Annotated in this window: 19 protein-coding genes and 1 other annotated feature; of the genes, 2 read left to right on the top strand and 17 right to left on the bottom strand. The window is 36.3% G+C overall.

The features are described from left to right. From ACX9TM_RS22090 to ACX9TM_RS22100, 3 genes are all read right to left on the bottom strand, one after another. Entirely contained in the window at positions 1-924 is a 924-nt protein-coding gene (locus ACX9TM_RS22090; RefSeq protein WP_061457718.1) for an O-acetylserine dependent cystathionine beta-synthase, read from the bottom strand. Between the two features lie 82 nt (positions 925-1,006). After that, positions 1,007-1,702, bottom strand: coding sequence for a 5'-methylthioadenosine/S-adenosylhomocysteine nucleosidase (mtnN, locus tag ACX9TM_RS22095; RefSeq protein ID WP_001217024.1), 696 nt, complete (start codon positions 1,700-1,702; stop codon positions 1,007-1,009). A 14-nt stretch (positions 1,703-1,716) separates the two neighbouring features. After that, positions 1,717-2,355, bottom strand: a complete 639-nt coding sequence (locus tag ACX9TM_RS22100; RefSeq protein ID WP_000536323.1) for a class I SAM-dependent DNA methyltransferase — start codon at positions 2,353-2,355, stop codon at positions 1,717-1,719. Between the two features lie 136 nt (positions 2,356-2,491). Between ACX9TM_RS22100 and ACX9TM_RS22105 the strand changes: the two genes are divergently transcribed. Further along, complete coding sequence (locus tag ACX9TM_RS22105) at positions 2,492-2,707, top strand: YrzA family protein (protein ID WP_000010984.1); 216 nt, start codon at positions 2,492-2,494, stop codon at positions 2,705-2,707. Positions 2,708-2,741: 34 nt separating this feature from the next. Here ACX9TM_RS22105 and ACX9TM_RS22110 read toward each other — a convergent pair whose 3' ends face one another. The 13 genes from ACX9TM_RS22110 to alaS form a co-directional block, all read right to left on the bottom strand. Continuing rightward, positions 2,742-3,404: a YrrS family protein gene (locus ACX9TM_RS22110; RefSeq protein WP_000897098.1), complete on the bottom strand. Its 663-nt coding sequence runs from the start codon at positions 3,402-3,404 to the stop codon at positions 2,742-2,744. A 116-nt stretch (positions 3,405-3,520) separates the two neighbouring features. Further along, the gene (locus ACX9TM_RS22115) at positions 3,521-5,275 is read right to left on the bottom strand and encodes a peptidoglycan D,D-transpeptidase FtsI family protein (protein ID WP_065382170.1); all 1,755 of its coding nucleotides are present in this window, start codon (positions 5,273-5,275) and stop codon (positions 3,521-3,523) included. Positions 5,276-5,362: 87 nt separating this feature from the next. Beyond that, positions 5,363-6,043 carry a hypothetical protein gene (locus tag ACX9TM_RS22120; protein WP_000680871.1) on the bottom strand — a complete coding sequence of 227 codons (681 nt, stop codon included), beginning with the start codon at positions 6,041-6,043 and terminating at the stop codon, positions 5,363-5,365. A gap of 281 nt (positions 6,044-6,324) precedes the next feature. Next, positions 6,325-6,801 (bottom strand): transcription elongation factor GreA, encoded by a 477-nt coding sequence (greA, locus tag ACX9TM_RS22125; protein ID WP_000102591.1) that lies wholly within the window; start codon positions 6,799-6,801, stop codon positions 6,325-6,327. A gap of 278 nt (positions 6,802-7,079) precedes the next feature. Further along, a complete protein-coding gene (gene udk, locus ACX9TM_RS22130; RefSeq protein WP_065382169.1) occupies positions 7,080-7,718 on the bottom strand; it encodes a uridine kinase in 639 nt (212 codons plus the stop codon). A gap of 17 nt (positions 7,719-7,735) precedes the next feature. Further along, positions 7,736-9,016, bottom strand: coding sequence for a peptidase U32 family protein (locus ACX9TM_RS22135; protein ID WP_000217974.1), 1,281 nt, complete (start codon positions 9,014-9,016; stop codon positions 7,736-7,738). Between the two features lie 18 nt (positions 9,017-9,034). Next, on the bottom strand, positions 9,035-9,964 hold the full coding sequence (locus tag ACX9TM_RS22140) for a peptidase U32 family protein (protein ID WP_000742801.1): 930 nt from the start codon (positions 9,962-9,964) through the stop codon (positions 9,035-9,037). A gap of 7 nt (positions 9,965-9,971) precedes the next feature. Then, positions 9,972-10,613 carry an O-methyltransferase gene (locus ACX9TM_RS22145; protein ID WP_000389102.1) on the bottom strand — a complete coding sequence of 214 codons (642 nt, stop codon included), beginning with the start codon at positions 10,611-10,613 and terminating at the stop codon, positions 9,972-9,974. Between the two features lie 203 nt (positions 10,614-10,816). Continuing rightward, positions 10,817-11,887, bottom strand: a complete 1,071-nt coding sequence (mltG, locus tag ACX9TM_RS22150; protein ID WP_000572139.1) for an endolytic transglycosylase MltG — start codon at positions 11,885-11,887, stop codon at positions 10,817-10,819. A 224-nt stretch (positions 11,888-12,111) separates the two neighbouring features. Then, positions 12,112-12,390: a DUF1292 domain-containing protein gene (locus ACX9TM_RS22155; RefSeq protein ID WP_000392730.1), complete on the bottom strand. Its 279-nt coding sequence runs from the start codon at positions 12,388-12,390 to the stop codon at positions 12,112-12,114. Between the two features lie 12 nt (positions 12,391-12,402). Beyond that, on the bottom strand, positions 12,403-12,816 hold the full coding sequence (gene ruvX / locus ACX9TM_RS22160; protein ID WP_001221192.1) for a Holliday junction resolvase RuvX: 414 nt from the start codon (positions 12,814-12,816) through the stop codon (positions 12,403-12,405). Between the two features lie 3 nt (positions 12,817-12,819). Then, positions 12,820-13,086, bottom strand: coding sequence for an IreB family regulatory phosphoprotein (locus ACX9TM_RS22165; protein WP_000348590.1), 267 nt, complete (start codon positions 13,084-13,086; stop codon positions 12,820-12,822). Positions 13,087-13,162: 76 nt separating this feature from the next. Continuing rightward, positions 13,163-15,805 carry an alanine--tRNA ligase gene (alaS, locus tag ACX9TM_RS22170; protein ID WP_000811825.1) on the bottom strand — a complete coding sequence of 881 codons (2,643 nt, stop codon included), beginning with the start codon at positions 15,803-15,805 and terminating at the stop codon, positions 13,163-13,165. Positions 15,806-15,845: 40 nt separating this feature from the next. Beyond that, positions 15,846-16,065: a binding site (T-box leader), on the bottom strand. A gap of 241 nt (positions 16,066-16,306) precedes the next feature. Between alaS and ACX9TM_RS22175 the strand changes: the two genes are divergently transcribed. Further along, entirely contained in the window at positions 16,307-16,651 is a 345-nt protein-coding gene (locus ACX9TM_RS22175; RefSeq protein ID WP_065382168.1) for a PH domain-containing protein, read from the top strand. A gap of 44 nt (positions 16,652-16,695) precedes the next feature. Here ACX9TM_RS22175 and ACX9TM_RS22180 read toward each other — a convergent pair whose 3' ends face one another. Next, a complete protein-coding gene (locus tag ACX9TM_RS22180) occupies positions 16,696-17,763 on the bottom strand; it encodes an AI-2E family transporter (protein ID WP_000793128.1) in 1,068 nt (355 codons plus the stop codon). Positions 17,764-17,913 lie beyond the last annotated feature (150 nt).

Raw genomic sequence — 17,913 nt, forward strand, 5'->3', positions numbered from 1 at the left:
TTATTCCCATCCTTTGTATATGTCTTTACTTAAATAGCGCTCACTGCTATCTGGAAAAATGGTTACAATATTTGTACCTGGTGCTGCCTTCTCTGCCTCAAGTAAGCTCGCATGAAATGCTGCTCCTGAAGAGCTTCCAACGAGAAGTCCTTCTTTTTGCGCTAATTCTTTCACTCGTAAAAATGCATTTCGATCAGAAATCGTATGAATTTCATCAAAATAAGATGTCTTCAAAAATGGGGGGATAAATTCCAGTCCAATTCCTTCGGTCTCATGTGAACCAGCCTTACCACCATTTAAAATAGATCCTTCTGGCTCTACGATAACTGTTTTAATATCTATATTTTTTTCTTTCAAGTAAGATGCAGTCCCCATAAACGTACCGCCAGTTCCTGCTCCAGCAACAAATATGTTAATCTCTCCATTCAATGCGTCCCACAGTTCAGGTCCTAATGTTTTAAAATATGCACGAGGATTTGCCTCATTTGCGAACTGACTTGGAGAGTATGAATTCGGTATTTCATTTACTAACTCTTTTGCTTTAGCAATTGCACCGGTCATTCCTTGCTCAGTCGGTGTATGCATGACAGTTGCACCTAGTGCTTTCATTAATTCTTGTTTTTCAATACTAAATTTCTCTGGTACACAAACAATAACACGTAAATCATGTTCTAATGCTGCAAGTGCCAGTCCAATACCAGTATTCCCAGCAGTCGGTTCAATAATTGTTCCACCCTGGGTAACAAGCCCTTTTTCTAGCGCATCTTCGATTAATTCTCTTCCTAAACGATCCTTAACGCTTCCGCCTGGATTATAAAATTCAAGCTTTGCAAATAAACGGACCCCTGTTGGAAGTGAAAAACGAGTAATTTCTACAATTGGTGTATGACCAATTAACTCATGAACTCCACGATATACATTCATCGTGTTCTCCCCCTTGTTTGCCAATAAAGAAAAGGCAACTGTATGTATTTTCTTTATATGAGACAGTTGCCTTTTTGTTACATTACTTTAACTCTTCTAACACTTTTACGATAAAGTTTGTAGAATGAAGAGCTGCTTGATCTAAAAACTGATCAAATGAAACATTTGATTCTTTACCAGCAATATCAGAAAGTGCGCGAATGATAACAAACGGAATTTCATATTGGTGGCATACTTGTGCAACAGCTGCTGCTTCCATTTCTACCGCATAAAGATTTTCAAATTTATCACGGATGGCTGCAACGCGATTCGGATCACTCATAAATGAATCACCTGTTGCAATCATACCTTTTACAACTTGAATATTTTCTTCAGCCTGCATACATTTCTCAGCTAATGCAACTAACGCCTCATCAGCTTTAAATCCAGGCGGCATTCCTGGTACTTGACCATATTCATAGTTAAATGCTGTTACATCTACGTCATGGTGACGAACTTCAGTGGAAATAACTACATCACCAACGTTTAGAGAATGATGGAATCCACCAGCTGAACCAGTATTAATTACTTTTTCAGGCTTATATTTTTCTAATAAAATTGTCGTTGACATCGCTGCGTTTACTTTACCAATACCAGACTTTAACAAGATTACTTCATGCCCTGCTAATAGCCCTTTCGTAAATTCACAACCAGCAACCGTTTCTGTTTCTGCTTGTTCTAATTTGTCACGTAAAATACGTACTTCTTCTTCCATTGCTCCAATTACAGCAATTCTCAATCTAATCCCTCTTTCTATTGCTTAGTTGCCTCCATTACCCAAACGAAATGATTTAATCTCGTAAACGTTACATGGAAGCCATTGTTTTCAAAAATAGTCTGCATAACTGGAATACGTGTATAGTATTCCGTTTGCAAATCGTTTGCTAACTGGTGAAAACCTCTTTGTTTTGCTGTTTCAACAGTCTTATCATATGCATCTTGATCTGCAAATATCGTATCAGCAAACACTATTTTACCACCTTTGTTTAGCAATTGACTATACTTCGCAACCGCTACATTTTTTTCATCATCTGTTAAATGATGAAATGCATAGGTGCTTACAATGGTATCAATTGAATTTGGGACTTCAAACGAAAGAAAATCACCTTCTGTAATCGAAAATTCTTTTGGCAATTTCTCTTTTGCAATCATACGCATTTCACGCGACGGTTCTATACCGTAAACTGTGCGGCCAGCAAGTAATAATTTATTTGTTAAATTACCTGTACCGACACCAAATTCTAATACATTACCAAATGACTTGTTAACTACATCCTCTAGAATATCCTCATAATGGGCGAAAACTTCTTTATATTGTATATCCTCGCCTTGTACGAATGAGTCGTACGTATGAGCCCACTCATCAAATAAACCATTAAATTCTGTGCCCATAAAAATTCCCCTTTTTCTTATCGGTTTTATCAGTATGATATTCCCTCTTTCTAAAAATGTCAATTGAAATGTACATGGTATTTCCTTCTTTTCTTTGTTACACTATAGTTTATTACATAGGAGAGGGGCCGTCTTCATGTCATTTACCTTTGAAATGTTAGAAGATAAAGTAGAATTTTTTGAAGCGGGAGACTTAGCTTCTTTAGAACGAAAAATTAGTGAACAAATCGATAATAATAAAGCACTTATGCTTGAAGTTCATCACATCTCTCATCAAATGGTTATGGATCCTGAAAGCAAAAGACCGTATTATAGCGCGGTTGTTCATTTTAAATTAAAGAAATTGCGTTAACAAAAAAGAGAAGCTCCTAAGGAGCTTCTCTTTTTTAGTTTAGAGTTTGAACAAGTACTGGTTTCCAGCCCTCATTGTCTACCCAATCAATATTTACGTAATATCTTTTCCCACTTTGCTTATCTTGAACATCACCATAAGCTTTGCTCTTTCCAGTTTTGTCTCTTCCAACAAAATGGAATACTAATTGCTCTTTCGGTATCTCAACACCTGCAGCAATTGCACTTTGCATCTCATTCCAATCTGATGACCCTTGTTTAAACGTCATCGCCGGTGATGAACCTTGTTCTGTTCCTACAGCTTTCCAAGAAGGTTTTGTGTAAGCCTCTTTTGCCTTAGATACAGTTTTTTCAGCTGATACTTTCTCGTTAGCTTTCGCTTCTTCTTCAGCTTTTTTCTGTTCTTCTTCAGCCTTTAGCTTCTCTTCTTCAGCTTTTTTCTTAGCTTCTGCTTGCTCTTGTTCTTTTTCTTTTTTCTTAGCAGATTCTTTATCTTCTGATTTTCCAGCTTTCTCATTCTTTGTTGTTTGTTGAGAGACTTTCTTATCAGTAGAAGATGCTTGCTCTTTCGTACTAGGAACGAACAATTGATATGCTACAATAGCTACTAATAGTAATACAATAGCGATTGCAATATTTAAAACACCGTTTTGACGACGTTTTTGTTGTTTCTGTTGGAATCTTGATCCTCCTGCCATTCTCCAAACCTCCATGCAGTTTTTCCTAATTGCTATTGTAACATTAAATCTAGAAAGGTTGAACATTTACAATGATATTTTCATGAAATGAAGACATTTCACTATAAATTGCAAGATTACTTTTCATTCTCTAATTGATAGATTGCTCCCACCATATCTTTAAAAGTAGGTGTAACTTTATTCACTTTGCTATCAGTCTCTAGATCAACAACAACTAAAGCATATCTTGGATTCTCATACGGAAAATAACCTGCAAACCAGCGATTCACCCTCGTCCCTTTCCCCGTTTGCGCTGTCCCGGATTTTCCAGCGACACTTAGTGGCAACGAACGGAATGCCGTTCCTGTTCCTTTCTCCCTTGTTACAACGCCTCTTAATAACTCTTGTAATGTTTTCACTGTTTCATACGAAAGCTGTTTTCCATTTAACGTATGGCTCTCAAATGTAAAAAAATCCGCTCCATTTTTATATACTATTTTTTCAACAGCTTTCACTTCCATCTTTTCTCCATTCCTCGCAATCGTCGCCATCATATTTGCAATTGCTAGAGGTGATATACGTACATCTTTCTGTCCAATCGCTGTTTGTTCTACCGCTTTTTTATTACTTTTATTTTCTTCATTCCCCCAAATAGTAGTGCCTTTCTCTTCTGGCATTTGCTCAAAATGAGGTGTATGAAATACAGAACCTTTCCATCCAACCTTTTCATTTGCTCCTAGAGCTGCTACGTATGTTTCTAACACCGTCCTATCCTTTTGTAATAGCTCGTTACCTAACTCGGAAAATGTCCTGTTACAGCTCCTAGCAAAGCTCTCTTTAAAGTTAAGCGTACCCATCCTAACTTGCGGGTCGTTTTCACCATATAAATCTTTATTACAGTTAAATGTCCGATTAAACAAATTTACTTTTTGATCAATGACTGCAGCTGCAACTACTGTTTTAAAAACAGAGCCTGGAAAATGTGGCGTTAACATTTGATTTTCAAGTGTAGTTTTATATAAATTCTCATCCCTTACTTGTAAAGACGGCTTACTAACCATCGCTAATATTTCATTTGTCTTTACATCAAGTAATACTAATCCCCCCTTCTTTATTTCGTTTGCTTCAATCACTTCTTCTGCTTTTTGCTGCAACTCTTTATGTAAAGTAGTTTGAATCCTAACTGGATAAAATGGATTTCCTGGTGAAGTGTATTTCGCTTGCTTTCCGAAAATTGGTTCTCCTTGCCGATCTACTTGATATAATACTTTTGCCTCTCCATCAGTCAATAGAAATTCATCAAATGATTTCTGTAATCCTGAAATACCTATCGGCGTTTGTTTTGAAATTTTTTTCAATTCTCCATATCGCTTTTGAAATTCTCTTTCGTTCTCCCCTACATCACCAATTAAATGACTTATCTCTCCAGTTTGTTTTAATCGCACTTCAGCTGCTACAATACCTAATACATGTAATTCATTTACCTTCTCCATCTGTTCTCGTGTCACTCGAAATGGAGCAGTTTCTCCTTGTAGGGTAAATGCATTTTTGTTATTTTTCATTTGTCTTCTAATCTCTTGTCTCGACACACCAATGATATGCGCGATTTTCTCTAACATGTCATTTTTTATTTGTAAAAATGGAAAAATAATTAAAACAGGATATTTTTCCTCACCTATTTCTTTACCATTACGATCTATAAACTGCCCACGTCCATCGTCTACTGTAATGGATTGTGTGCGTTGCGTAACACTTTTTTCAATTAAATTTATTTTGCGATCAGTAAATGATTCTGTATCTATAATTTGAATTTGGATTAAACGACAAAGCAATAAAAACATAACGCTCATAAAACAAATTAAAACAATTGTAATTCTCCGTTTTATTTTCATAAAAAACACCTCGTCTATTGTAGTTTAGACGAGGTACTATTTTATTTATACAAGCTCCAAAACAAAAATAGATATTATATAAAGCTATTATTGTTTTTTTGGCTTCTCTAAAAATTTCGTAAGAAGCGATTTAAATTCAGTTTCATTCACTCCAGTGTTTTTAGCAACTTCAATTACAGTAGTTGTTACATTAGCCGCTACTTTTAAATAGTCCTTACTGAAATTATCCATTTCATTTCTTTTTTCTTTTGCATTCTCAACTGTTACAGAATCAATACAAGTAATCATCTTATCTACAATATGTAAATAATTATTTTGTGCATCTATTATTTTTTGAACGTCATCTTTATTACTTACTTTCGATTGTTTTAAATATGTATATGCTTGATTCACTTCATCTTTTAAAATTTTATCATTATTTTTCGCCTGTTCTTGTAACATATTCTTCATATCATCTATTGTTTTTTGATCCATCGAATCTCGCAATAAATAATCTGGATTCCCAATCGCATAATCGTACTTAATCGTTACATCTTGAAATATTTTCATCACAATAGCTAATTGATACGCTACATCAAAATCATTGAATTCCTTTTTATCTTGTGGATTTGCTAAGGCTTTTGAACTCTCAGTTGCTTTAATATCCTGTTTTTCTTCTTGCTTCACTTTTTCTCCCTTTGATGATGTAGTTTCCTCTTTCGTTCCGCAGGCAGCAAGTCCTAATATAGAGATACTACAAACCAATCCTGTAAAGATTTTATGTTTCATAATTAGCCCCTTTTCCCTTTTGAAACCTATATTCTCCAATTATGATATCAAAGTTTAAAATGTTTTTTTGACATTTTTTGTCGAATCACTCTAAGGTTTACACAATTTTTTCTATTCTACAGATAAAGTGAAACTTTAATTAGCCCTCACCAAGCGGGCGTTTACGAGCAGTCCGACGCCCACCTAACTTCTTTACTTCCGCTGAAGTTTGAGATAGTGGTCTTACTGCCTGGCAAATAGCGGGATAAAAAAAAGATTCTCCCGATAGGAGAATCTTTTTTTTATTTTACAGAGACAATCTCTACTTGCATTTCTCCGCCTGGTGTTTGGATTGTTACTTTCTCACCAATTTGCTTACCTAATAAGCTTTTTGCGATTGGAGAATCGTTAGAAATTCTTCCTTCAAATGGGTCAGCTTCCGCGCTACCTACGATTGTGTACGCTTCTTCATCTCCATTTGGTAATTCTTTAAATGTTACTGTTTTACCTAATGTAACAACAGTAGATACTTCGCCAGTATCTTTAATGATAACTGCGTTACGAATCATATTTTCTAATTGTGTAATACGTCCTTCTACGAACGCTTGCTCATCTTTCGCTGCATCGTACTCAGAGTTCTCAGAAAGGTCCCCGAAGCTACGTGCGATTTTAATACGTTCTACTACTTCTTTACGTCTTACTGTTTTTAATTGCTCAAGTTCGTTCTCTAGTTTTTGCTTACCCTCTTGCGTCATAGGGTATGTTTTTTCTGTTGACATATTTTCCACTCCTTTTATATACCAATCCCCCGAAAAAAAGAGGAGTTCCATATGAAAACTCCTCCGCTTCCATTGTTAGCGGAGGTTTCTAGTACCCTTGCACTAGCGGAGTTGTCACATACAACCCCGTATTTCCAATTCTTCTTTATATAAAGAAGATATGTATGGAAAGTTGATATAAATATGCCCTCACCTATATATAGATGAGGTTGCATGTTTCATTGTATTCGATAGGAAGGGAAAAAATCCCTTCCTACCGTATATCTTTTACTATGCTATTACAAATTTACTTTTTGTTCAAGAATTGTTGCAATTTTTGTCACCATAATATCAATTGCAACGTGGTTTTGTCCACCTTCAGGGATAATAATATCCGCAAATTTCTTAGAAGGCTCAATAAATTGATTGTGCATTGGACGTACAACATTTACGTACTGATCAATAACTGAATCCATCGTACGACCGCGCTCTTTAATATCACGCTGCATGCGACGCAGAATACGAAGGTCAGCATCCGTATCAACGAATAATTTAATGTCCATTAACTTGCAAAGACGTGGGTCTTCTAAAATAAGAATTCCTTCTAAAATAATTACATCTTTCGGCTCAACTGGAATAATTTCTTCTGAACGCGTATGCAATGTATAGTCATATACAGGCTTATCAATTTGCTCATATGCAAGCAACTGCTGCAAATGTTCAATTAACAGATCATTATCAAACGCAAGCGGATGATCATAATTTGTTTTTAAACGCTCTTCCATTGGTAAATGGCTTTGATCTTTGTAATAATAATCTTGCTCTAAGATTAAAATAGAATGACCTTTAAAATGGTCAAAAATCGCTTTCGTTACACTCGTTTTACCTGATCCCGAACCACCAGCAATTCCAATTACAACAGGCTTATTCGTCCCCATTCGACTATCACTCTTTCTTATTGAAGTATGCTTTTGCGCATCATATTATTCACATACACTCGTTGATCCACTTTGAATTTCACGATTTGCAACGGATGTCTCGCTGCATCTAATTCGTTTCCATCCTCATCCCAAATTTTCTCCACCGTTTGCGTAAAGTTTTCTATTTCTGGTCCAAAGAACTCCACTTCATGTCCTGGTTTGAAATGATTACGTTGCTCAATCGTTACGATGCCCGTTTCTTCATTATAATCTAACACTAAACCAGCAAAATCATACGTTGTTTTCTTACTATGATTTCCAAACATTTGCTCTTGATGTCCTGGAACCCCTTCAAAGAATGCAGGAGCTGTATCACGATTTGCACATTTATCAAGCTCATCTAACCATTCTTGTTTAAACTCAAAGTTATCTGGATCCGCACAATAAGCATCAATTACTTTACGATATACAGTTGCTACAGTCGCTACGTAATGGATTGATTTCATACGTCCTTCTACCTTTAAGCTATCGATTCCGATTTCAATCATTTTCGGAATTGATAAAATTAAATTTAAATCTTTTGGACTCATCGCAAAGTGAGCATCTCCTTCTTGGAATAGAGGAAGCTCTTTTGCATCTTTATGTTGTGATACTGTTTGAACTAAATCATAATCCCAGCGGCAAGATTGGCAACAACCACCACGATTAGAATCACGCGCTGTCATATGGTTACTTAATGTGCATCTTCCTGAATATGCGATACACATTGCACCATGTACGAATGCTTCAATTTCAATATCCACTTTTTCTTTAATTTCTTTCATTTCTTCATAGCTTGCTTCACGAGCTAATACAAGACGATGTAAACCTTCTTCTTTCCAATACTGTGCTGCTTTCCAGTTGGATAGTGATTGCTGTGTGCTTAAATGCACCTCAACAGAAGGCGCTACGCGTTTACAAGTCTCAATGATAAGCGGATCAGCAACGATAATTCCCGTTACGCCAGCTTTTTCAATCCCTTTTAAATATTCCTCTAGCCCGTCCATATTTTCATTATGTGCAAAGATATTTGTTGTTACGTATATTTTTGCTCCATACTTCTTTGCAAACTCAACGCCTTCTGCCATTTCTTCTAGCGTAAAGTTACCTGCATTCGAACGAAGACCAAATTCTTGTCCACCTAAATATACAGCATCTGCCCCGTAATGGATAGCTACTTTTAATTTTTCTAAGTTACCCGCAGGGATTAACAGTTCAGGTTTCTTCACAATAACACGTTTGCCATCGATCACTCGTGAAATTTCTTGTACAGTCATTTCCTACACCCTCCTCGTTTAGTAAACCGTTTCTTTAAAGAAGAATCCTGTATCTAACGGACGATTTACTGGTTGCATTTCTTCTATTTCTTTATATAGATCATCTTTCACGTCATAATATGCATCACGATCTTCTACGCATAAATCAATCGCTTGACGATATTTCTTCGTTACTTCAATAATGTATTCAGAGCTTTTTAGTACACCGTCGATTTTTAAGCTATCAACTTCAGCTTCGATTAGTTCCTCTAATTCATCGATGAAACAAATATCGTTCGGACTCATAATGTGAGTACCATTTTCATCTTCATAAATTGGATATTTATTGTTACGCTCTGGGTCATATAAGAACATATTCTCTTCATATTTTTTCTTTTCAATGTCAAGATTACGTCCTTGATACTCAAAGTAGTTTCCTACTAATGAACGCTTCGATTGGAACATACAAGTCATACCGTGAATTTGTACTTCTAGTTCCACTTCAGCATTTTCTTTTAAATCAACAATTTCATCTAAGCTCAGCTCACGAGCTAATACAGCGCGCTTCGCTCCTCTTTGTCCCCAGTAGTTACAAGTGAACCAGTTTGTTGCTGTCGTTTCTGTATTCCAGTGCAACTGCATATTTGGTGCTACTTCGCGAACAGCCATTAATACCGCTGGATCTCCGAAAACAATTGCATCTACATTTACTTCGTTTAAAAATGAAACGTAATCTGTTAATTCTTCTACTTTATCGTTGTGGAACATAGCGTTCATGGCTACGTATACTTTCACACCATTTTCATGTGCAATCTTCACAGTTTGTTTTACATCTTCACGTGAAAACTCCCCTGCTAAACGTAAACCAAACTTTTGCTCACCGATCATTACCGCATCTGCTCCTGCTTTCGCAAGAGGTTCGATATCCGCCACCGCTCTTGGCGTTACTAACAATTCAGGTTTCTTCATACCTTGGTCACCCTCTCTTTTTACTAACAGCTACTCCATCACCAATTGGGAAAATCGTTGTATCATATCCTTCATGATTCATAAGCCACTCATTGTACGTCTTAATACGACGGATTAAACCACGTGTACGTCTGTTTTCAATTTTCTCTTTTGTCGTTACAAGACCGTGGTACATAACATTATCTGAAATAATTACTCCACCAGGATTTAATAACGGTTCATATAAGTCAAAAAAGCGACGATACTGTCCTTTTGCTGCATCAATAAAAATAACGTCAAATGTCCCGTGTTCTTTTACTTGTTCACCTGTCTCTAACGCATCACCGTAAATAACTGAAATACGATCTGTTACTGGGGAACGTTCTATATATTCAAGTGCTTTTTCATATCTCTCACGATTGCGCTCAACTGTCACAATACGTGAATTTGGAATAGCTTGCATCATACGAATACTAGAATAACCGATTGCTGTTCCAAGTTCTAAAATGCTTTTCGGTCCAATTAAACGTAAAAATTGCAGCATAAATTCCATTCCAAGTCGATCCATAATCGGCACATGATTTTCTGTTGCATATTCTTCCATTTCAAGAATTAATTTATCTTTCGGATCAATAAATGATAATAGGTACTCGTTAACTGCATCCTCCATAAATGGTCCTCCTTATTTACATGGAGAAGTGCCTCTATGACGTCTTTTCACACATAGAATGCAATAAAAATACAAGCCAGCTTTACCCTTAGCTTGTACGTCCCGTTTTGATATTAAAAACGATTCTTCTGCCAGTTTTTAACCCGATATATTTTACCACAAAAAAGAGGGATGTGCGACTTTTTTCGCTATCCCTCCCCATTTCACTGTTTTTTCGTAATGTATTTTTGCTTTAATGCATTATGCTCTTCTAATGTTTTCGCATAATACACTTCACCACTTGGTGCAGCTAAGAAATAATAATAATCTGTTTGCGCAGGTTCTAACGCAGCTTCCACTGAATGTTTACCAGAGTTTGCGATCGGCCCTACCGGCAATCCTTTTACAACATACGTATTATACGGTGAGTTGACCTTTAAATCTTCGTATAATACACGTTGTTTATGCTTTCCAAGTGCATATAATACCGTTGGATCCGTTTGAAGTGGCATACCTTTTGTTAAACGATTATAAAAGACACTAGAGATCTTTTGACGATCTGTAAAACCAGTTGCCTCTTCTTCAATAAGTGAAGATAATGTTAAAAGCTGATGAACATCCCAATTCTTCGCTTTCATTTTCGCCTCATTTTGAACAATGATTGCATTTGTTTTCTCAAGCATTGGAATTACAATTTCTTCTAACGTCGTATCTTTCTTATAAAACGAATACGTTGCAGGATATAAATAACCTTCTAATGGGTATTTAATATTACTATCAAAGATTTTATCCGTTAATAACTTCGGATACTTTTGCTGCATTTTTTGAATAAATGCTTTATCGTTTAATTGACGCGTAACATCATCTTTATTCCACTTTAGTTCTGTCGCAATCGTTTCTGCAATTTCAGTTACTTGCGCCCCTTCTTTAATCGTCACTTTATAAAGAGCTGGACGATGCACGTTGCCAGATGACATTTGTTCGATCACATCTTCAGCATTCATTGAAGGATTTAATAAATATGTACCTGCTTGTAAACTTTTCGATTTAGCCTTTGTATAAAAACTAAAAACTGTACCGTTTTTTACAGCGCCTTTTTCTTCTAAAATTTCTCCAATTTTACTTGTAGATGATCCTTTCGGAATTTCTACTTCAATCTCTTTTTTATTCCCGCTATCAACTGGTCCTAATGCGGATGAAATATACGCATAGACTGAACCACAAACTAAAAGCAGTGCAATAATCGAAAATAAAAAGATGCGTCTACGCTTCTTTTTCACTTGATTCTCTATCAAAACATTTCCTCCTTACTTAATTGTAGACCGTATGTACACCTTTCTATACAGCACGATGTAAAAACGCAACAAATTCACTTATCTTTTTTAATTGATACTTTATTTTTCTACAATCCGTCTCATTATACTACAAAGACTTACACAGTTTCGACAAAAAATCTTTCATTTTACATATAAATACAAAAAAAAGATGGACTGTATGTCGTCCATCTTTTCAGTACTTATTATTCAGCTTCTTGCTCATCAGCAATAGTGTTAAATGTTTCTTGTACCATTTCCCACTCTTCTTCTGATTCGATTGGAAGTAAAACTCCGCCCTCTTCTTCATTTTGCTCATAAGCCATTGCATCATAAATTGGGTCTCCATCTTCATCTACTTCACCGATTGGAGAGAAGATTACGTATGATTTTTTACCAAATTTGTCAGCATCAAAAGTGAAAATAATTTCACATAAATGTTCGTTACCTTTTTCGTCTACAATTGTAATTTGACGTTCTTCCATTTTGGTCACCTCTTATTTTCTATCTAAAAATCCTTGTAAGATTACGACTGCAGCCATCTTATCGATTACTTGTTTTCGCTTCTTACGACTTACATCAGCTGAAATGAGTAGACGTTCCGCTGCCATTGTTGACAAACGCTCGTCCCACATTACAACGTCTAATTGTAACAGCTCTCGTAGGTTTTCTGCAAATTGTTGGCACGCTTCACCACGTGGGCCAATTGTACCATTCATATTTTTAGGTAAACCTACTACTATTTTGTCCACATTGTACTGCTTTACTAACTCAGAAATACGATCAAAACCAAAGTGACCTCGTTCTTCGTTAATCTTAATTGTTTCTAATCCTTGTGCTGTCCAGCCCATCTCGTCGCTAATTGCAACTCCGACTGTTTTTGTACCTACATCTAAACCTAATATCCGCATAAACTACTCCTCACGATGATGTTTCAAGTAAGACTTCACAAGCTCTTCAATTAACTCATCACGTTCAAGCTTGCGAATGATGCTACGTGCATCTTTATGGCGAGGTATGTATGCTGGGTCTCCACTTAATAAATAACCGACGATTTGGTTAATCGGATTATAGCCTTTTTCTTGAAGTGCATCATACACAGTTAAAAGTACATCATTTACATGGACACTCTGTTTTTCATCTTGAATGCTAAACTTCATTGTTTTATCAAAACCGTCCATTTCAAGCACCTCACTTATATAGTAAGTATAGGGAGAAGAACTTCTCCTCTCCCTACCATTGTACACTACTATCTCTTTATTTTGAAACAGATTTAACGTACTCTTGTACAAATGCTAAAGCTTCTTCGACTTGAGCTGGGTTTTTACCGCCTGCTTGTGCCATATCAGGACGGCCACCACCGCCACCGCCGCAACGAGAAGCTACTTCTTTCACAAGTTTACCAGCATGGTAACCTTGGCTAATTAAGTCTTTCGTTACACCTGCTAGGATGTTTACTTTATCGTCATTAACAGACGCTAATACAACAACTGCTGACTCTAATTTATTTTTCAGATCATCCATCATCGTACGTAAGTTGTTCATATCTGCAACATTTACTTTCGCTGCTAATACATTCACACCATCAACTGTCATTACAGAATCAGTTAAGTTTCCAGCTTCGATATTGCTTAATTTCGCAGCAAGAGATTCATTTTCTTTTTGCAGTTGTTTCACTTCAGCAAATAGACCATCAACTCTTGTTAAAATATCTTTCGGATTTGTTTTCATTTTTCCTGCTGCTTCTTTTAATAAACCTACTTGATCATTCATTAATTCGTATGCAGACTTACCAGTTACTGCTTCAATACGACGAGTTCCTGCACCAATACCAGACTCAGCAACGATTTTGAAAATACCGATAGAAGCTGTATTATCAACGTGACAACCACCACAAAGCTCTAAGCTGTAATCGCCAACTTGTACAACGCGTACAACATCTCCGTATTTTTCACCGAATAATGCCATTGCGCCCATTTCTTTCGCTTCTTCGATTGCTTTTTGAGAAATCTCAACATCAATACTTTCCCAAATTTTTTCGTTTACCATACGCTCAATTTTTTCTAATTCGTCAGCTTGTACTTGACCGAAGTGAGAGAAGTCAAAACGTAGACGTTCAGAAGTTACAAGAGAACCTGCTTGGTTAACGTGTGTTCCAAGTACGTCTTTTAATGCTTGGTGTAGTAAGTGAGTTGCTGTATGATTTTTTACAACGCTACTACGGTTTTTCGTATCGATAATAGCTTTTACAGCCGCATCTTTCGTTAATGTACCTTCTTCAACAACAACTTTATGCAAGTTTTGGCCGTTTGGTGCTTTTTGTACGTCTTTTACAAGAACTTTCACACCATCTGCAAGAAGGTAACCACGGTCTGCAATTTGTCCACCACTCTCAGCATAGAATGGTGTTACATCAAGAATTAACTGTCCTTCTTCACCAGCTTGTAAGCTGTCTGTGTATTCGCCGTTTTTCACAAGTGCAACAACGTTACTTTCTGTTGCAACTGTACCGTAACCAACGAATTCGCTCGCTACTTTAATTTCTCCAAGGACACCACCTTGAACTTGCATAGAATCAACGTCTTGACGAGCAGCACGTGCACGCTCACGTTGTTTTTCCATTTCATTTTCAAAACCTTCATGATCAACTGTCATGCCAGCTTCTTCTGCATATTCTTCTGTTAATTCAATTGGGAAACCGTATGTGTCATATAGACGGAACGCATCTACTCCAGAAATAACAGTTGTTTTTTCTTCTTTTGCTTTTGCAATTACTTCAGCTAAAATCGCTTCACCATCATGAAGTGTTTCATGGAAACGCTCTTCTTCGTTCTTCACAACTTTCGCAATGAAATCTTTCTTTTCAAGTACTTCTGGATAGAAGTCTTTCATTACTTCTCCAACAACCGGTACTAATTCAAACATAAATGGACGGTTGATGTTTAATTTCTTCGAATAACGAACAGCGCGGCGTAATAAACGACGTAATACATAACCACGGCCTTCGTTAGATGGAAGAGCACCGTCACCAACAGCGAATGTTACTGTACGGATATGGTCAGCAATTACTTTGAATGCCATATCTTTTTCTAAATCGCCATTACGATATTTTTCACCAGAAATTGTTTCTGTTGCACCAATCATCGGCATGAATAGGTCTGTATCAAAGTTCGTAGGTACATCTTGAACGATAGATGTCATACGCTCTAGACCCATCCCTGTATCAATGTTTTTCTTAGGAAGTGGTGTATATGAACCGTCTGGATTATGGTTAAATTGAGAGAATACAAGGTTCCATACTTCTAAGTAACGCTCGTTTTCTCCGCCTGGATATAATTCTGGGTCACTAAAGTCATTACCGTAAGCTTCTCCGCGGTCATAGAAAATCTCTGTATTCGGTCCACTTGGCCCTTCACCGATATCCCAGAAGTTTTCTTCTAAGCGGATAATACGCTCTTTTGGAACGCCCATTTTCTCATTCCAAATTGTGAATGCTTCTTCATCTTCTGGATGGATTGTAACTGATAGTAATTCTTTATCGAATCCGATCCATTTGTCGCTCGTTAAGAATTCCCAAGCCCATGTAATTGCTTCTTCTTTGAAGTAATCACCAATTGAGAAGTTTCCTAACATTTCAAAGAATGTATGGTGACGAGCTGTTTTCCCTACGTTTTCAATATCGTTTGTACGAATTGATTTTTGAGCATTTGTAATACGTGGATTTTGTGGGATTACACGTCCATCAAAATATTTTTTTAATGTAGCTACACCACTATTAATCCATAGAAGAGATGGATCTTCATGTGGAACTAGTGATGCACTAGGTTCTACTGCATGTCCTTTTTCTTGGAAAAAGTCTAAAAACATTTGACGAATTTGTGCGCCTGTTAGTTGTTTCATTGTATTTTCCTCCTTAAATATAAAAAACTCCCGTCCCTATAAAAGGGACGAGAGTTAACTCGCGATACCACCCTAATTATGAATTGATTACAATAACAATCAATTCATCACCTCATGGTGCCGTAACGTGGCAAGACGGCAGTGATTAGCTGCTCTCAGGATTAGCTTTCTGTTACCCTTCATTTAAAGCTTCTTTCAGCCATATGGAAGCTTCTCTCTATAAATGGACTGTAACGTACTTGTTCCGTCATTGATTTAATGTATTATATGACTAAATATAATAGAATTCTCTTAAGTTTGTCAATGTAGATAATCATTTATATTGTATTAATTGCTTATTTATCATAGGTATTCTACTATTCATTCTTAACAGCCTTTTCATATATTATGCGTTTATTAACAAATCGGAATCTCCTTATAAGAATGATTTATAAAAATTTCTAAATATTACTTTTTTTGCTACAATTAAATTATTGTTAATAAAATAAAGGAGCGATCACAATGACAACCTTACTTAGCAAAACTAAAAACATATTAGCGACTGACGAAACGATATTATTTTACGCAGCATGTTCATTAGACATATTTATTTATCGTTCCGTCGCAAGGCCAGGATTGCTAATTTTAACGAACAAAAGACTATTCTTTTATGGGCCAGATGTAAGTAAGAATCCAATATTTGAAGAGTACTCTTTCGCAAAAATTTCTAATCTAAAAGAACAAAAGCGTCTTTTCAACAATCAAATTATATTTATGTATGATAACGAATGGAAAAAAATAAAACATATTCAAACAAATGATGTGAGCTCCCTCATTCAAAAAATACACGAGCAACTTTCTAAATAAATATATGATTAGCCCTCTATTTCTTACATAGAGGGCTTCTATACTTACACATCTTCTTTTTTCAAGAGCGGTCTCACATGAACAATGACAGTGCGAATAACTGCTAAAATCGGAACCGATATTAGCAATCCTACAATCCCAGCTACCTCTCCCCCAACTAGTAAGGCAAGCATAATAATAACGGGATGCATACGAAGTGACTTACCAACGATGTAAGGCGATAAAATGTTACTCTCCACAAATTGCAAAATCGCAATCGTGATCCCCGCCTTAATAAGTAAACTCGTTGATACTGTTGCTGCAATCATTAACGTCGGGATCGCTCCTAAAATAGGACCGAAGTATGGGATTATATCCGTTACCCCAATAATAATGCCAAGCAATAATGGATATTTCATACCGATAAACCAAAAAGAAAGAGCTGATACTCCCCCTAATACTAAACAAACAAATAACTGTCCTCGAATATAGCTTCCAAGTGACTTATCAATTTCTTTCGCAAGCATTTGCCCCGTACCTCGCCATTTACTTGGGACTAGTTTCCAAAAGATATGATAAAACTCACCATAATCTTTTAATATGTAAAATACAATGAACGGTATTAAGAAAATAATGAGCAATGAATCGAGTACACCACGAGCTGTACTCATCACTTTATTTAAAAGCGCTTGAATCTTCGTTTCCACACCCACAAAAAGTTGTTTCACCTTTTCATGAATGAACGAAGGGAAATTCGCTGTTTGTTCTGTAACGCCATCCATCCACGAATCGTACATCTTTGTAAACTGGGGAAATTGTTCATTAATCTCTTGTAACTGTTTAATAACGACTGGTGTTCCTTTATAAATCCCATAACCAATTCCGCCAAAGAAAAGGATATAAATGAGCAAAATGGCAAGTGTACGGGGCATCCCTTCCTTATGAATTTTTTCAATTAAAGGGTGCAATAAATACGCAATAAAACACGCGATAAGAAACGGCGTGATTGCTACTTTAAATACAAAAATAATCGGTGCCCATAGCGGCTTAATTTTTAAAAAGACGAGCAGACAAAGAAAAACAAGTAACAATAATCCTAAACGATATATCCAAATGATTTTAAGATTCTTCACATGAAAAACCTCCTCCACCTTTATTTTGAAAATAAATGGGGTAGGTTATGTGCGAAACTTTTAAAATCTTTTCATACGGACCATACTGTTTTTTAAAGACGTACATATAAATAACATAACAAGGACAACCACCCCTGAGAATACAGCATG

It is taken from the genome of Bacillus sp. LH1 (assembly GCF_057924895.1).

Bases quoted from the DNA above. Each gene is read 5' to 3' on its own strand.
- ACX9TM_RS22090 (WP_061457718.1), bottom strand. From the start codon at position 924: ATGAATGTATATCGTGGAGTTCATGAGTTAATTGGTCATACACCAATT.
- ACX9TM_RS22100 (WP_000536323.1), bottom strand. From the start codon at position 2,355: ATGGGCACAGAATTTAATGGTTTATTTGATGAGTGGGCTCATACGTAC.
- ACX9TM_RS22105 (WP_000010984.1), top strand. From the start codon at position 2,492: ATGTCATTTACCTTTGAAATGTTAGAAGATAAAGTAGAATTTTTTGAA.
- ACX9TM_RS22110 (WP_000897098.1), bottom strand. From the start codon at position 3,404: ATGGCAGGAGGATCAAGATTCCAACAGAAACAACAAAAACGTCGTCAA.
- ACX9TM_RS22115 (WP_065382170.1), bottom strand. From the start codon at position 5,275: ATGAAAATAAAACGGAGAATTACAATTGTTTTAATTTGTTTTATGAGC.
- ACX9TM_RS22120 (WP_000680871.1), bottom strand. From the start codon at position 6,043: ATGAAACATAAAATCTTTACAGGATTGGTTTGTAGTATCTCTATATTA.
- greA (WP_000102591.1), bottom strand. From the start codon at position 6,801: ATGTCAACAGAAAAAACATACCCTATGACGCAAGAGGGTAAGCAAAAA.
- udk (WP_065382169.1), bottom strand. From the start codon at position 7,718: ATGGGGACGAATAAGCCTGTTGTAATTGGAATTGCTGGTGGTTCGGGA.
- ACX9TM_RS22135 (WP_000217974.1), bottom strand. From the start codon at position 9,016: ATGACTGTACAAGAAATTTCACGAGTGATCGATGGCAAACGTGTTATT.
- ACX9TM_RS22140 (WP_000742801.1), bottom strand. From the start codon at position 9,964: ATGAAGAAACCTGAATTGTTAGTAACGCCAAGAGCGGTGGCGGATATC.
- ACX9TM_RS22145 (WP_000389102.1), bottom strand. From the start codon at position 10,613: ATGGAGGATGCAGTTAACGAGTACCTATTATCATTTATTGATCCGAAA.
- ACX9TM_RS22155 (WP_000392730.1), bottom strand. From the start codon at position 12,390: ATGGAAGAACGTCAAATTACAATTGTAGACGAAAAAGGTAACGAACAT.
- ruvX (WP_001221192.1), bottom strand. From the start codon at position 12,816: ATGCGGATATTAGGTTTAGATGTAGGTACAAAAACAGTCGGAGTTGCA.
- ACX9TM_RS22165 (WP_000348590.1), bottom strand. From the start codon at position 13,086: ATGGACGGTTTTGATAAAACAATGAAGTTTAGCATTCAAGATGAAAAA.
- alaS (WP_000811825.1), bottom strand. From the start codon at position 15,805: ATGAAACAACTAACAGGCGCACAAATTCGTCAAATGTTTTTAGACTTT.
- ACX9TM_RS22175 (WP_065382168.1), top strand. From the start codon at position 16,307: ATGACAACCTTACTTAGCAAAACTAAAAACATATTAGCGACTGACGAA.